This is a genomic window from Phenylobacterium sp. (assembly GCF_013911965.1).
In the GTDB taxonomy this organism is placed as follows: domain Bacteria; phylum Pseudomonadota; class Alphaproteobacteria; order Caulobacterales; family Caulobacteraceae; genus Phenylobacterium.
Map to the genome: position 1 here is coordinate 208,170 of NZ_JACESE010000004.1, position 13,438 is coordinate 221,607.

A 13,438-nucleotide genomic window follows, 5' to 3' on the forward strand; every position below is an offset into this window, starting at 1 on the left:
GCCGGCGCCTATCGGCTGAAGACGCCCATCAGCATCGGCCGAACGAAGACGGCCGGCGCCGCCTTCTGCCGGACGCCCGGCACCCAGAAGCCGAGCTCGGCGCCGGCGTTCAGCGTGGCGTTCAGCATCTGGGCGGCGATGAAGGGATCCACCGGCCGGATCGAGCCTTCGGCTATGCCGTCGGAGATCATCGAGGCGAAGCGGTCGGAGACGCGCGTGGAGTGCTGGACCATCTCGTCCCGGATCTCCTCGGGCAGGCTGGTCAGGGCGGAGCTCCGCAGCAGCGGTCCGTAGTCGGAGAGCTGGTACTCGGCGAGCGCGGCCGCGGCGCTGGACAGCTTGCTCCACTGATCGCCATCGCGCGCCAGGGCCAGGCGCTGAACCCGGCGGATGACTTCGAAACTGCGCTCGAAGCAGGTGACCACCAGGTCGTCCTTGGCCTCGATATGGTGGTAGAAGGAGCCCTTGGTGACGTTGAGCTCGGCCGAGATCTTGTCGACCGAGGCGCCCTTGTAGCCGCGCGTGTTGATCAGGCGGGTGGCGGCCCGGAGGAAGGCGTCACGGCTCATCTCCTGCCCCTCGCCCGGCGCGAGTTCGCTCATCGGCGGCGGGCGCGGCGCCCATTCCGCGCCTTCGACGGCGAGGCCGTTCAGCAGAATGTCGACCATGCGGTCGCGGATGCGGCCGTAGTCCTCCGGCTCGTACTTCGGCAGCCAGGCCGCCGCCCAGAAGATCTGCTCCAGCAGCATGTGGGTCCGCGCCGTACGCCGCCCTCGCGTCAGCCAGGCCAGGTCCGGCGCGTCGAAGATCTGCCGCATCTTGCGGAAGACCTTCATGTAGGCCTGGAAGACGTCGGTCCGATGCGGCGGATTGAGCGCCCGGATGTCCGACAGGATCGGCAGGGGCGGCGACTCTCCGGCCGCCGTCTGGCGCAGGCGTTCCAGATGCGCGGCCAGCATGCGGCGAAGGCGCGCCTCCGGCTCGGCCTCGCCCAGGGCTTCGTCGGCGACGTGATCCAGCCAGTCGACCCCGCGCATCAGGCAGGCGGCGGCCAGCTCGTCCTTGCGCTTGAAGTAGTAGGTGACGCTGGTGGTCGAGAGCCCCACGGCGGCGGCGGCCACGCTGAGCGTCAGCCCCTTCACCCCCTTGCGGTTCAGGATTTCGGTGGAGGCGTCGAGGATTTCCTCGCGCTTGCGTTCATATCGGTCGGTCGCGCGCGCGACCCCACGTTGCGCCATTGAAGGCTCCGGCTCCGTATCCCCGCCCCGCCGGGCGGGGAGGCGCGCCGGGACATACCCTGTTTACCGAAGGGCTGACCTTCACGTAAGGCGCGCGCGCCTCCGGCGCTACTCCAGGCCCGCCGCGCCGAGGCTGGCGAGGGCCACGCCGCCGTCGACCGCGATGGTCTCGCCGACCACATAGTCGCCCGCCCGGCTGGCCAGATAGATGGCCGCCCCGGCCATGTCCTCGTCGCGGCCGATGCGGCGGGCGGGAATCGCCTTGGACACCGCCTCGCCATGGTCGCGGGCTGCGCGGTTCATTTCCGAGGCGAAGGCGCCGGGCGCGATGCCGGTGACGGCGATGTTGTCGGCGATCAGCCGGGCCGCCAGGCGCCGCGTCAGGTAGATCAGGCCCGACTTCGAGGCGTGGTAGGAGTAGGTCTCCAGCGGATTCAGCCGGATGCCGTCGATCGAGCAGATGTTGATGACCTTCGCCGGACGATCCGGCGAGCCCGCCGCCTTCAGCGCCCCGTGGAGGGCCTGAGTCAGGAAGAAGGGCGACTTCAGATTTAGGTTCATCACCTTGTCCCAGCCGTGCTCGGGGAAGTCCTCGAACGGCGCGGCCCAGGCGGCGCCGGCGTTGTTCACCAGGATGTCGAGCTTGCCTTCGCGGGCTTCGATCTCGGCGGCCAGGGCGCGGCAACCCTCGACGGTCGAGACGTCCTGCGGGATCGAGAGGCAGACGCCGCCGCCCTGCGACAGCTCTTCGGCCGTGGCGTCGCACTGATCGGCCTTGCGCGAAGAGATGTAGACCTTGGCGCCTTGAGCGATGAAGCCGGCGGCGATCATCTTGCCGATGCCGCGCGAGCCGCCGGTGACCAGGGCCGTGCGGCCCTGCAGGGTGAAGAGATCGAGCGCCATCGGCGGTCCTCCTGACTGTCGTTTTCCCTTGTGCGGCCTGCCCTTGCGTGAGTCGGACCGCAGCGATCCTCAAGGCGATGGCCGATTGACTCGCCCCCGCCCCGTCAGGCCTATAACACGCGTTTGAATCCGCAAGGTCGCCCGTCGGAGAAGCGGCCCCCCTGAAATCGAGGACGCGCATGACAGAGATCAACCCGGTCACCGACCTGACGCTCGAAGGCGACGTCGCCGTCGTCACCCTGAACTCCCCGCCGGTGAACGCCCTGTCGGCGGCCGTGCGTGACGGCCTGCATCAGGCCTTCCGGAAGGCCGACGCCGATCCGGCCGCCAAGGCGATCGTGCTGATCTGCGACGGCCGCACCTTCATCGCCGGCGCCGACATCACCGAGTTCGGCGGCGCCATGGCCGGCGCCTCCCTGCCCGAGGTCCAGGACGCCATCGAGGGCGCCTCGAAGCCGGTCGTGGCCGCGATCCACGGCACGGCCCTGGGCGGCGGTCTGGAAGTGGCGCTCTGCGCCCACTACCGCGTGGCCGTCCCCTCGGCCCGGCTCGGCCTGCCCGAGGTGAACCTCGGCCTGCTGCCGGGCGCCGGCGGCACCCAGCGCCTGCCGCGCGTCGTCGGCGTCGAGACCGCCCTTTCCATGATGACCTCGGGCCGCCACGTGCCGGCCAAGGAGGCCAAGGAGCTGGGCCTGGTCGACGAGCTGGTGTCCGAGGACAAGCTGCGCGAAGAGGCCATCGCCTTTGCGAAGAAGGTGGTCGCCGAGGGCCGGCCCCTGCGCAAGATCCGCGACCAGAACGAGAAGCTGGAGGCCGCCAAGGGCAAGCCCGAGATCTTCGAGAACTTCCGCAAGGCCAATGCGCGGAAGTTCCGCGGCTTCCTGGCGCCGGAATACAACATCCGCTGCGTCGAGGCGGCGGTGAACCAGCCCTTCGAGGAGGGGCTGGCGACCGAGCGCAAGCTGTTCCTGGAGCTGATGAGCGGTCCGCAGTCGGCGGCCCAGCGCTATTCGTTCTTCGCCGAACGCCAGGCCCAGAAGATCCCCGACGTTCCGGACGACACCCCGACCATCCCCGTGAACAAGGTCGGCATCATCGGCGCCGGCACCATGGGCGGCGGCATCGCCATGAACTTCGCCAATGTCGGCATCCCGGTGGTGCTGATCGAGGTGAAGCAGGAGGCGCTGGACCGGGGTCTCGCCACCATCCGCAAGAACTATGAGCGCACCGCCTCGCGCGGCGGCATCACGGCGCAGCAGGTCGAGGAGCGCTGCGCGCTCATCACCGGCTCGCTGGAGATGGAGTCGCTCGCCGACGTCGACCTCGTGATCGAGGCGGTGTTCGAGCGCATGGACATCAAGAAGGACATCTTCACCAAGCTCGACGCCATCTGCAAACCCGGCGCGATCCTGGCCACCAACACCTCGGGCCTCGACATCGACGAGATCGCCGCGGTCACCAAGCGGCCCGAGAGCGTCATCGGCCTGCACTTCTTCTCGCCGGCCAACGTCATGCGCCTGCTGGAGATCGTCCGCGCCGACCACACCAGCAAGGAGGTGATCGCCACCTCCATGAAGCTGGCCAAGAAGATCGGCAAGGTGGCCGTTCTGGTCGGCGTCTGCCCCGGCTTCGTCGGCAACCGCATCCTCGGCCAGCGCCAGCGCGAGGCGCAGAAGCTGGTCATGGAAGGCGCCATGCCCTGGGACATCGACCGCGTCCTCTACGACTTCGGCTTCCCCATGGGCCCCTTCGCCATGAGCGACCTGGCCGGCCTGGACATCGGCTGGGTGAAGGAGAAGTCCAAGGGCGAGTCCATCCGCGACGTCCTGTGTGAGATGGACCGCCGCGGCCAGAAGACCGGCGCGGGCTATTACGACTACGACGAGAACCGCAACGCCAAGCCCTCGCCGGTGACCGAGAAGGTCATCAAGGACTTCATCGTCAAGACCGGCGCCAATCCGCGCGAAGTCTCCGACGAGGAGATCCTGGAGCGCTGCATCTATCCGATGATCAACGAGGGCGCGAAGATCCTCGAGGAGGGCAAGGCGATCCGGCCCTCCGACATCGACGTGGTCTGGCAGAACGGCTACGGCTGGCCGGTCTATCGCGGCGGCCCGATGTGGTATGGCGATCATGTCGGCCTGCCCAAGGTGCTGGCCAAGATGAAGGAGTTCCAGGCGAAGATGGGCGATCAGTTCAAGCCTTCGCCGCTCCTCGAAAAGCTGGTCGCCGAAGGCAAGTCCTTCAAGGACCTCTAGTTTCTCCTCCCCAAGCAGAAGCAGGACTATTCCATGCGTGAAGCCGTCATCGTGTCCGCGGCGCGGACGCCCATCGGCAAGGCCTATCGTGGGGCCTTCAACAACACGACCGCCCCGACCCTGGGCGGCCATGCCATCGCCGCGGCCGTGGCCCGGGCCAAGATCGACCCGGCCGAGATCGACGACGTTGTCATGGGCTGCGCCCTTCAGCAGGGCACGACCTCCCAGAACATCGGGCGTCAGGCCGCCCTGCGCGCCGGCCTGCCGGTCACCGTCTCGGGCATGTCGATGGACCGCCAGTGCTCGTCGGGCCTGATGGCCGTGGCGACGGCGGCCAAGTACATCATCAACGACGGCGCCCCGATCGCCGTCGGCGCGGGCCTTGAGTCCATCTCGCTCGTCCAGAACGACAAGATGAACCTGTTCCGCGCCCGCGACGAATGGCTGGCCGAGCACGTGCCGGAGCTGCAGGTCTCGATGATCGAGACCGCCGAAATCGTCGCCGACCGCTACAAGGTCAGCCGCGAGGCCCAGGACGAGTACGCCCTGCAGTCGCAGCAGCGCACCGCCCAGGCCCAGTCCGAGGGCCGCTTCGCCCAGGAGATCGTGCCGATGACCACCAAGATGATGGTGGTCGACAAGGCGACGGGTCAGGCCTCCGAAAAGGAGATCACCATCGCCCAGGACGAGGGCAACCGTCCGCAGACGACGCTGGAAGACCTGCAGAAGCTGCAGCCGGTCTTCAAGGGCGGCCGCTACGTCCAGGAAGGCAAGTTCGTCACCGCCGGCAACGCCAGCCAGCTGTCGGACGGCGCCGCGGCGCTCGTGCTGATGGAAGCCAAGGAAGCCGAGAAGCGCGGCCTGGAGCCGCTGGGCGCCTATCGCGGCATGGCCGTGGCCGGCTGCGGTCCGGAAGAAATGGGCATCGGCCCGGTCTTCGCCATTCCGAAGCTGCTGGCCCGCAACGGCCTGAAGATGGACGATATCGACCTGTGGGAGCTGAACGAGGCCTTCGCCTCCCAGCTGCTCTACTGCCGCGACACGCTCGGCATCCCGAACGACAAGCTGAACGTCTCGGGCGGCGCCATCTCCATCGGCCACCCCTACGGCATGACCGGCGCCCGCTGCGCCGCCCACATCCTCTATGAGGGCAAGCGGCGGAAGGCCAAGTACGGCGTCGTCACCATGTGCGTCGGCGGCGGCATGGGCGCGGCGGGTCTCTTCGAGATCTTCTAAGCCCCGGACACGTTCCGGCTTTCAGGGGGTCGCCCTTCGGGGCGGCCCCCTTTTCGTTTCGACCTGGCCGCCATTTTTTGCGACCAACTCGCAACAACCCCTTCCCATGGGCATTCGGCGGACTATATGCGATTCATTCGCAGCAAGGTCGAAGCCGATGAAGAAGACCGCATTCAAGACCGTCACCTATTCGGTGATGCACCTGACCGTCGCCTTCGCCGTGGCCTACGTACTGACCCGGGATTGGCGGGCGGCCCTGGCGATCGGCATGGTCGAACCCATATTCCAGACCATCGCCTTCGCGATCCATGAGCGCGCCTGGGCGCGGGCCGACACCCGCGCCGTTCAGCGGTCTGCGGAGACTGGAACCCTTGCTGTCGCCGGCCGTTCGGCGACAAGCTGAGCCATAACCGAAGGAGCTGACTCGATGGCCGAGAAGATCAAGACCGGACTGAAGCCCGAGGACCGCGCGGCGGTCGCCCAAGCGCTTTCGAAGCTGCTGGCCGACACCTATGCGGTCTATCTGAAGACGCACGGCTTCCACTGGAACGTCCGCGGCCCGAACTTCTCGTCGCTGCACGCCCTCTTCATGGAGGAGTACACCGAGATGTGGGCGGCGATCGACACCATCGCCGAGCGCATCCGCGCGCTGGGCGAGTTCGCGCCGCAGGGCTACCGCACCTTCGCCAACCTGTCCTCGATCTCGGACGGCGACCCGGAGAACGACGCCGACGGCATGCTGAAGACCCTGGTGGGCGACCACGAGACGGTCATCGCCACCGCGCGGGCGGCCCTGGCCGCCGCCCAGGAGGCCGACGACGAGGCGAGCGCGGGCATCGTCTCCGACCGCCTCGAGGCGCACGAGAAGCACGCCTGGATGCTGCGCGCCACGCTCGGCGGCAAGTAGGCCTTATCGGCTGGCTCGAGCCAGGCGCTCGGCGATCGCGTCGGCGCGCCTGGCCCAGCAGCACTGATGGGTTTCCCGCCAGGCCTCCACCTGGCCCCGCGGCCCGGCCAGACGCCGGGCCGTTTCGCGTGTGGTCTGCGGCCGCACGACCGGGTCGAAGGCGCCGGCCAGATGGACCTGCGGCAGTTGCGGCATGGGCGGCAGGGCGGCGGGGTCGAGGCCCGCCAGCGGCGTAAGCCCACGGCTGCGGGTCCAGGCGGCGAGGTCGAGCGGGGCGGCGATGGTGACGAGACCCGACACGTCGTCCCGGCGGGCGGCCAGCAGCGTCGCCAGGACGCCGCCGCCGGACCATCCGACCAGCACCACGCGATCCGCCCCCGCCCGCGCCTTGAGGGCGTCGATCCCGGCGCTCAGCTGCGTCACCGCCGCCTCGGAGAACCGTGCGCTCGTCCAGTCGGCGGGCGCGCAGGCGCGATCGGCGACGAACTGGCAGGGACGGCCGAGCCAGGCGGCCCCGCCCGGCCAGGCGCGGGCGATGTCCAGTCCGACCGGCTTGTGCGGCGTCGGGTCGGCTGTCGGCCGGCCGCGCCGGTCATGAGCCTGGCCATCGCCCTCGATCACCACCGTCAGAACCTCCCGGTCCGAGAGGCCGGACGGCATGACGGCGGCGAGGGGACGCCCCGCCGCCGTCACTTCGAACCGCATCCCCCCGTCGCCCAGGGGGTGGACGTGTCGGGCGGCGACGGGGGATGCGATCAGCAGCGACGCCAGAGCCAGGGGTGACAGGCGCCGCCACATCGGAGGATCAGAAGGCCCGGCGCAGGGTGAAGCCCAGGACCGACTGGCCTTCGTTCTCCTTGCCGATCAGGGTTTGGCCCGAGACCGCCAGGCTCAGCCGGTCGCTCAGGGGGATGGCGACGCCCGCCCCGATCACGCCGTACTCGCCGTCCACTCCGGGCGTGTCGTCCGACTGGTGGTTGAAGCTGGCCGCGACGTAGGGCAACCAGGCGCCGCCGACATAGAAGAGCGAGGCGCCGCCCGAGAAGAGCGTCATCTCCACCTCGCTGCCCGCAATGGGGCGGTTGGCGTTGTCCTGGTAGGCGTCGGTCTCCGAACGCGACGCCGCCACCGAGACGCCCGGGATCAGCACCCAGTTGTCGCCCAGGTTCTGCTGCGTCTCGACCGAGAACGATCCGAAGGTCTGGGTCCGGTCGGTTTCGCCAAAGGTGCGCAGGGCGCCGGCGGTGCGGCCGTACTCCACATCATAGGCGCCGTAGCCGACGGTGGCGGTGATCCGCAGCACAGGGCTCTCCGACCAGCTCGCATAGAGGCCGCCGTTCCAGCCGTCGGAGTCGTAGGAGACGTTGGCCCCGTCCAGGTCGGTCTGGCTGCGGCCGACATAGCCGCCCAGGACGAACGGCCCGGCGGCCAGGTCGAGGCCCACCGCCACGGCCCCGCCGTAGCCGTCCTGTGACGCGCCCGGACGATCGTCCTCGACATAGGAGCCCGTGGCGTTGACCCAGGCGCCGGCCTGCGCCGCCGCCGAGCCGGCCGAGGCGCCGCGATAGCCCCCGCGGTCGGTCCGCTGCATGGGACGCTGGCTCTGCAGGGCCGCCAGACCCATGGTGCGCAGGCGGCCGTTCACGAAGCCTTCCAGGCTGCCGAACTGCAGGCGGTCGCCGATCAGGGCGCCGACGACCTGGTCGGCCTCCGCCGCCGAGATCAGCTGCTGCTCCGGCACGCTGAGCCGCACCGTCGTCCCGTCCGGATTGGTCACCGTGATCGAGCCGTCGTCCACCGGAGGCGGCGGCGTCGGGGTGGTCGGCGTGGTCGGAGTCGTGGGCGTGGTGGGCGTGGTGGGCGTGGTCGGGGTCGTCGGCGTGGTGGGAGTCGTCGGCGTGGTCGGCGTGGTGGGGGTCGTCGGCGTCGAGCTGCTCTGCTGGCCGAACGCGACGGCGCAGGCGCCGGAGCCGGTCACGGTCTCGGTGACGGTGTTCAGGGTGCAGTTGAACGGCGTCGTCGTGCCGCCCTGGCTGATCGTGCCGGTGTAGTCGATGGTCGAGCCGCTGGGCACGACGCTGGTGAAGTTCACCGTCGCGGGGTTGGCCCCGAAGTCCGGGCCGCCGGAGATCTGGACGGTGATGTCGTTGAGGCCCCGGATCGTCGTCACGATGGTCGTGCCGTCCGGCAGGGTGACCGTGCTGTTGGCCGACTGGGCGAGCGCCGCGCCTGCGGGCGCAAGCACGAGGGTGAGGGCCGCGAAGCCGGCGGCGATGATACGCATGGTGGAAAACCCCCTGGAAGAGACTGCGATACGTCGCACCTCCTCCACCACGCCCGGCGGGGGGCCGCATGATCCATCCGGACTATGCCGGCCGCTTCGCGGGCGGGCTCGGGGCGAAGAAAAAGGGCGGCGCGGATGCCCGCGCCGCCCTTCCCGTTCCCGGATGCGCCGGGATCAGAAGCGGTACTGGATCTCCACGCCGAAGGTGCGCGGGAAGATCGGCTTGACCGTCTGGCGCGCGCCCGTCGCCGAAGGCGTCGTGACGTTAGAGGAGTCGAGCCCCTCTTCGTCGAAGGCGTTCTTCACGAAGCCGATCAGGGTGTAGCGGTCCTCGATATCGCGCCACAGCAGGCGGAAGTCGGTCACGTTCGTGTCGCCGGCCGTATAGCCCGGCTGGGCGAAGATCGTGGTCTGCTTCTCAGCCGTATAGGTGTGGGTCGCGCCCGCCGTCAGGGTGCCGGTGGCGAAGTCCCAGTTATAGGTGCCGCCGACGGACACCTTGTTCTCCGGCGCCAGCGGCAGGTCGTTGCCGACCAGCGACTGGAGACGGTTGCCGTTCGGCAAGGGCGCGCCCACCGGGTTGGCACCCGGCTGGGTGGCGAACGGGTCGGCGGTGTCGACGAAGCAGCAGCCGGTCTCAAGCTCGGTGTTGAGATAGGCGTAGTTCAGGAACATCTGCAGATTGTCGATCGGCGACCACTGGATTTCCGTTTCCAGGCCCCAGACGGTGGCGTCCAGGTTCAGGAACTGGGTGGCCGTCACGGTGCCGAGCGGCACGGTCAGCGGCGTCTGGAAGCCCTGATAGTCGGAGTAGAACAGGGCCGCATTGACCCGCAGATTGCCGGCGAAGTCGCGCTTCAGGCCGAGTTCGTAGGAGTCCACGTATTCCGGATCGGCGTACGGGTTGGGCGTCAGGCCGTTGGAGCCGACCCAGCCGCCCGACTTGTAGCCGCGGGAATAGCGCAGATAGGCGTTGGTGGCGCTGTCAGGCTCCCACTGCAGGCCGAGCGTGCCGGTCCAGGCGTCCCAGTCGCCGGCCAGGTCCCGGCGCAGGCCGCCGCCCGGATTGGCGACCAGGTCGGCCGTGGCCGGATTGGCCGCGCACCCGGCGAGCGTGGTGGTGCCGCACACCTGCAGGGTGGTGATGTCGACGGCGAAGCCCTGCGCCACCTGCAGCGGCACGCCGCCGTTCAGGAAGAAGTTGGCCGCAAGGGTCGGCAGACGCGCCACGTAGCGGGCGATGTCGTAGCCTTCCTTCTCGTCCTGGGTGTAGCGGAGACCGGCGGTCAGCGTCCAGGCGGGCGTGATCTCGTAGTCGATCTGGCCGAAGGCGGCGTAGGAATCGACCTCAATGTGACCGTCCACATAGAGGAAGGCGCCCCGCTCGTTCGGCGAAGCCGGCGTGCCAGCCAGGGTGAGCGGCTGGAACATGGAGGGGTCGCCGACGACGCGGATCCCCTGCGGCTGATCATAGCGCTGGTGGTACTGGTAGACGCCCAGGATCCACTGCAGCGGACCGTCACTGTTGGACGACAGGTTGATTTCGTTGGAATACCACTTCTGCCGCTCCTGGTAGAAGGTGCGCGCGTCGGTGGACACGTTGGTGGCGGTGAAGCCCGGCAGCGGGCCCGGGCCGTCCAGATCGATCGGAATGTTCTGCGGCCCGGCGCGCGGCGTCAGGTCGGAGTCCGAAGCGGTGTCGTAGGTGTATTGCTGGTAGCCGCCGTAGTACTTCAGCGTCGCCCAGTCCATGTCCCAGGTCAGGTCGAAGTGCAGGCGATGGTGATCGCTGAGCTTCCCGATCGAGGTGAAGTTGGTGTTCTGCGACAGGTAGTCAGTCGTGGCGGGATTGGTCCCCGCAAAGCCGAAGGCGGTGTTGTAGTAGAGCGCCGAGGTGCCCACGCCCGTGAGCGACACGGTGTCGTAAGGCGAGACGACGTTCTCGTAGGTGTTGCCGACGCCGTAGGAGTCGTCCCAGTTGAACTTCGAATAGCGCATCCGGGCGGTGATGTTCTCGCCCAGGTCGGCCTCGAGCTGGGCCTCGATCAGCCAGCGGTCGAGCTTGCCCACGTCCTCGGCCGGGCCGCTGTTCTCGATGAAGCCGTCCTCACGCTGCTCGTAGGAGCCGCCGATCAGGAAGCGCAGGTTCTCGGCGACCGGGCCCCGCAGCAGCATGTCGGTGCGGTAGTGGCCGTAATTGCCGATCGTGCCGCGGACTTCGCCGCGGAAGTCGTCGGTGGGGCGCTTGGAGATGACGTTCATCGCGCCGCCGATGGAGTTGCGGCCGTAGAGCGTGCCCTGCGGGCCGCGCAGGACTTCCGTCCGCTCGATGAAGAGCGGCGGGGTCGAGGCGTCGGCCATCGAGTTGGAGAAGATGCCGTCCGAATAGAGGGCCACGGACGGATCGGTGCCGATGGCGTTGGTCAGGCGGCCGAAGCCGCGGATCGAGAGACGGTCGTTGTTGGTGTAGCTCAGGCTCGGGGTCACCCGCGCCAGGTCTTCCACCGTGTTGACGCCCAGAATGTCGCGCCGCTCGCTGGTGAAGGCGGTGACGGCGACGGGCACGTCCTGCAGGGACTGGTCACGCCGTTCGGCGGTGACCACGAGCTCTTCGAGCATCGTCGCCTGCTGGGCGAGCGCGGGCGTGGCGGCGGCGATGGCCGCGGTCGAAACGCCCATGACGAATAGGCTGCGCAAGCGCAGGGTCTTTTGCATAGTCTTCCTCCCAGCCGCCGCAGGCTCTTGGATTGGCCTGTCGTGCGAATTTCATCGTGTCCAAGCTGGACCAGTCGAACACTGTTCGAATAGGCCAAAATTCATTGGCGCGTAAGGGGCGCACGCAGAAGGGGAATTCACGGGTTGGCGACCAGGATCTCCAGACCACGGACGGCTTCGTCCACGGTTTGGGCGTCGAGCCCCCCGGGCTGTCCCCTGGCGATGGCGAGGGCGGCGATTCCGCGGGCGCAGGCCCAGATGGCCTGGGCCACCTGCCGCGGCGCCGCCGGTGATCGCCCGCCGAAGTCGAACGCCACGGCCCGGACCATCTCGGCGAAGGCGGCCTCCTCGGCCTCCACCACCTCCGGCCGCCGGCTGGCGTCGCGGATCTCGTACATCAGGCCGTAGACCGCCGGACGCCGGCGCACGAAGTCCAGATAGGCGAGGCCCGCCGCCCGGAGGCCGCTGATCCCCTCCCGCGCGTCGGTGGCCTCGCGCATCGCCTCGGCCAGGTCGTGGAAGCCCTCGACCGCCAGGCCGGAGAGCAGGGCGTTCTTGTCGGCGTAGTGGTAGTAGACCGTCCCCAGGGCGACCCCGGTGCGCCGGGCGATGGCGCGCAGGCTGAGCCCGGACGCCCCCTCGCTCTCCAGCAGGCCGCGGGCCGCCGAGGATAGCTGCGAGCGGACATTGCCCACGTGATAGCTGCGCCGCCGCGCCAGGACCGCTGAAGTCATCTCTGTCGCCCCCATCGGCGTCTCGGATGAGACGGTGAACGGCGGTAACCTACGCCCATTGACGCCACGGCGCCCAAGCAATTGCGCGCAGGCGGGGACCGCCGGGGCGAAACTCAGGTGAAGCTTGCGGTGACCGCGCCGGCCGCCCGGACCAGATCCTGGGGCGAAATCTCGATCTGCAGCCCTCTCTGGCCGCCGTTCACGAACAGGCGCGGAAGATCGAGGGCGCAGGCTTCCAGCAGGGTCGCCGTCGGCCGCCGCCGGCCCAGAGGGCTGATCCCGCCGACCTTGTAGCCGGTCACCCGCTCGGCCTGCGCCGGCGGCATCATCTGGGCCGACTTGCCGCCGGCGGCCTGGGCCAGGCGCTTGAGCGCCGCCTCCCGGTCCGAAGGCAGGACGGCGCAGACGGGCTTGCCGTCCACCAGGGTCATCAGGGTCTTGAAGACCATCCCCGGCGGCACGCCCAGGCTCTCGGCGGCCTGCAGCCCGATGCGCTCGGCGGAGGGATCATAGTCATAGACGTGCAGCGCGTAGCTGACGCCGGCGCGGTCAAGCGCCTGGGTGGCGGGCGTGGTCCTGGCCATGGCGGGGGACCGACTGGACCGAAGCCGCGCTGCGGTCAAGCCGGCCGGGGCGGGCCGCGGCGGCGGCGCCCGGCAGGCGGGCGACGAACAGGCTGGGCGCGAAGAGGCCGCACTGGAAACGGGGCGCGGCGCGCATCAGGCCCGCCCTCCCCGCACGGCGCGCAGGGCCGGCCGGGGCGCCGGTTCGGCCCAGAGCTCCTCCTCCCAGGCGTCCTCCCACCAGGCCCGGCTGGCCTGGGCCTTCTGGCGCAGGGGCGCATCGTCGATGACGCGGACCACCTCGGCCTCGGCCTCGTCCCAGATCACGGCCAGATCGAGGCTGCGCAGGGCCTCGTCGGCGTTCAGCCGACCGGCCTCCACCAGTTCGGCGGCGCGTGCGGGGCTCAGGGCGCGGCGCACCCGCCGCGGACCGACGCGGCTCTCCCGGTCGGCGTGGGTGAGGACGGCGGCGATCAGGTCGGCGCCCGCAGGCTCGGGACGCGGCGTCAGGTCGAGCAGCGGCGCCGTCTCGGCGGGGCGACGGGCGACGGGGCGGCGGGCGTTGCGGCGGGCGGCGGCGGGCATGGAGACGTCTCCGTT

The 13,438-nt window shown here is 69.4% G+C and carries 13 protein-coding genes; 4 read left to right on the forward strand and 9 right to left on the reverse strand.

Annotated elements, in window-relative coordinates; all coding sequences use genetic code 11:
• Positions 1-8 precede the first annotated feature (8 nt).
• Positions 9-1,238 carry a TetR/AcrR family transcriptional regulator gene (locus H2041_RS05980; RefSeq protein WP_293410560.1) on the reverse strand — a complete coding sequence of 410 codons (1,230 nt, stop codon included), beginning with the start codon at positions 1,236-1,238 and terminating at the stop codon, positions 9-11.
• Between the two features lie 108 nt (positions 1,239-1,346).
• Positions 1,347-2,141, reverse strand: a complete 795-nt coding sequence (locus H2041_RS05985) for an SDR family oxidoreductase (protein ID WP_293410562.1) — start codon at positions 2,139-2,141, stop codon at positions 1,347-1,349.
• Between the two features lie 179 nt (positions 2,142-2,320).
• On the opposite strand from H2041_RS05985, the gene H2041_RS05990 reads away from it, so the two are divergent.
• The 4 genes from H2041_RS05990 to H2041_RS06005 all read left to right on the forward strand — a co-directional run bounded on the left by H2041_RS05990 (position 2,321) and on the right by H2041_RS06005 (position 6,542).
• Complete coding sequence (locus tag H2041_RS05990; protein WP_293410565.1) at positions 2,321-4,399, forward strand: 3-hydroxyacyl-CoA dehydrogenase NAD-binding domain-containing protein; 2,079 nt, start codon at positions 2,321-2,323, stop codon at positions 4,397-4,399.
• 33 nt (positions 4,400-4,432) lie between these two features.
• The gene (locus H2041_RS05995) at positions 4,433-5,635 is read left to right on the forward strand and encodes an acetyl-CoA C-acyltransferase (RefSeq protein ID WP_293410568.1); all 1,203 of its coding nucleotides are present in this window, start codon (positions 4,433-4,435) and stop codon (positions 5,633-5,635) included.
• A 157-nt stretch (positions 5,636-5,792) separates the two neighbouring features.
• Positions 5,793-6,038, forward strand: coding sequence for a DUF2061 domain-containing protein (locus H2041_RS06000; RefSeq protein ID WP_293410570.1), 246 nt, complete (start codon positions 5,793-5,795; stop codon positions 6,036-6,038).
• A gap of 24 nt (positions 6,039-6,062) precedes the next feature.
• The gene (locus tag H2041_RS06005) at positions 6,063-6,542 is read left to right on the forward strand and encodes a Dps family protein (protein ID WP_293410572.1); all 480 of its coding nucleotides are present in this window, start codon (positions 6,063-6,065) and stop codon (positions 6,540-6,542) included.
• A 3-nt stretch (positions 6,543-6,545) separates the two neighbouring features.
• Here the strand turns inward: H2041_RS06005 and H2041_RS06010 are convergent, their stop codons facing one another.
• From H2041_RS06010 to H2041_RS06040, 7 genes are all read right to left on the reverse strand, one after another.
• Positions 6,546-7,340, reverse strand: coding sequence for an alpha/beta hydrolase (locus tag H2041_RS06010; RefSeq protein WP_293410574.1), 795 nt, complete (start codon positions 7,338-7,340; stop codon positions 6,546-6,548).
• Positions 7,341-7,347: 7 nt separating this feature from the next.
• Entirely contained in the window at positions 7,348-8,826 is a 1,479-nt protein-coding gene (locus tag H2041_RS06015) for an autotransporter outer membrane beta-barrel domain-containing protein (RefSeq protein WP_293410576.1), read from the reverse strand.
• A 174-nt stretch (positions 8,827-9,000) separates the two neighbouring features.
• On the reverse strand, positions 9,001-11,541 hold the full coding sequence (locus H2041_RS06020) for a TonB-dependent receptor (RefSeq protein WP_293410578.1): 2,541 nt from the start codon (positions 11,539-11,541) through the stop codon (positions 9,001-9,003).
• Between the two features lie 137 nt (positions 11,542-11,678).
• Complete coding sequence (locus H2041_RS06025) at positions 11,679-12,275, reverse strand: TetR/AcrR family transcriptional regulator (RefSeq protein WP_293410581.1); 597 nt, start codon at positions 12,273-12,275, stop codon at positions 11,679-11,681.
• A gap of 113 nt (positions 12,276-12,388) precedes the next feature.
• The gene (ybaK, locus tag H2041_RS06030; RefSeq protein ID WP_293410583.1) at positions 12,389-12,859 is read right to left on the reverse strand and encodes a Cys-tRNA(Pro) deacylase; all 471 of its coding nucleotides are present in this window, start codon (positions 12,857-12,859) and stop codon (positions 12,389-12,391) included.
• Entirely contained in the window at positions 12,825-12,995 is a 171-nt protein-coding gene (locus H2041_RS06035; RefSeq protein WP_293410585.1) for a hypothetical protein, read from the reverse strand. The genes ybaK and H2041_RS06035 overlap by 35 nt, the downstream gene beginning before the upstream one ends.
• The gene (locus tag H2041_RS06040) at positions 12,995-13,423 is read right to left on the reverse strand and encodes a hypothetical protein (RefSeq protein ID WP_293410587.1); all 429 of its coding nucleotides are present in this window, start codon (positions 13,421-13,423) and stop codon (positions 12,995-12,997) included. Before H2041_RS06040 ends, H2041_RS06035 begins: the two co-directional genes overlap by 1 nt.
• Between the last annotated feature and the right edge of the window lie 15 nt (positions 13,424-13,438).

Coding starts and splice junctions, on each gene's coding strand:
- H2041_RS05990 (WP_293410565.1), top strand. CDS start 2,321: ATGACAGAGATCAACCCGGTCACCGACCTGACGCTCGAAGGCGACGTC.
- H2041_RS05995 (WP_293410568.1), top strand. CDS start 4,433: ATGCGTGAAGCCGTCATCGTGTCCGCGGCGCGGACGCCCATCGGCAAG.
- H2041_RS06025 (WP_293410581.1), bottom strand. CDS start 12,275: ATGACTTCAGCGGTCCTGGCGCGGCGGCGCAGCTATCACGTGGGCAAT.
- H2041_RS06000 (WP_293410570.1), top strand. CDS start 5,793: ATGAAGAAGACCGCATTCAAGACCGTCACCTATTCGGTGATGCACCTG.
- H2041_RS06035 (WP_293410585.1), bottom strand. CDS start 12,995: ATGCGCGCCGCGCCCCGTTTCCAGTGCGGCCTCTTCGCGCCCAGCCTG.
- ybaK (WP_293410583.1), bottom strand. CDS start 12,859: ATGGCCAGGACCACGCCCGCCACCCAGGCGCTTGACCGCGCCGGCGTC.
- H2041_RS06010 (WP_293410574.1), bottom strand. CDS start 7,340: ATGTGGCGGCGCCTGTCACCCCTGGCTCTGGCGTCGCTGCTGATCGCA.
- H2041_RS05980 (WP_293410560.1), bottom strand. CDS start 1,238: ATGGCGCAACGTGGGGTCGCGCGCGCGACCGACCGATATGAACGCAAG.
- H2041_RS06040 (WP_293410587.1), bottom strand. CDS start 13,423: ATGCCCGCCGCCGCCCGCCGCAACGCCCGCCGCCCCGTCGCCCGTCGC.
- H2041_RS06015 (WP_293410576.1), bottom strand. CDS start 8,826: ATGCGTATCATCGCCGCCGGCTTCGCGGCCCTCACCCTCGTGCTTGCG.
- H2041_RS05985 (WP_293410562.1), bottom strand. CDS start 2,141: ATGGCGCTCGATCTCTTCACCCTGCAGGGCCGCACGGCCCTGGTCACC.
- H2041_RS06020 (WP_293410578.1), bottom strand. CDS start 11,541: ATGCAAAAGACCCTGCGCTTGCGCAGCCTATTCGTCATGGGCGTTTCG.
- H2041_RS06005 (WP_293410572.1), top strand. CDS start 6,063: ATGGCCGAGAAGATCAAGACCGGACTGAAGCCCGAGGACCGCGCGGCG.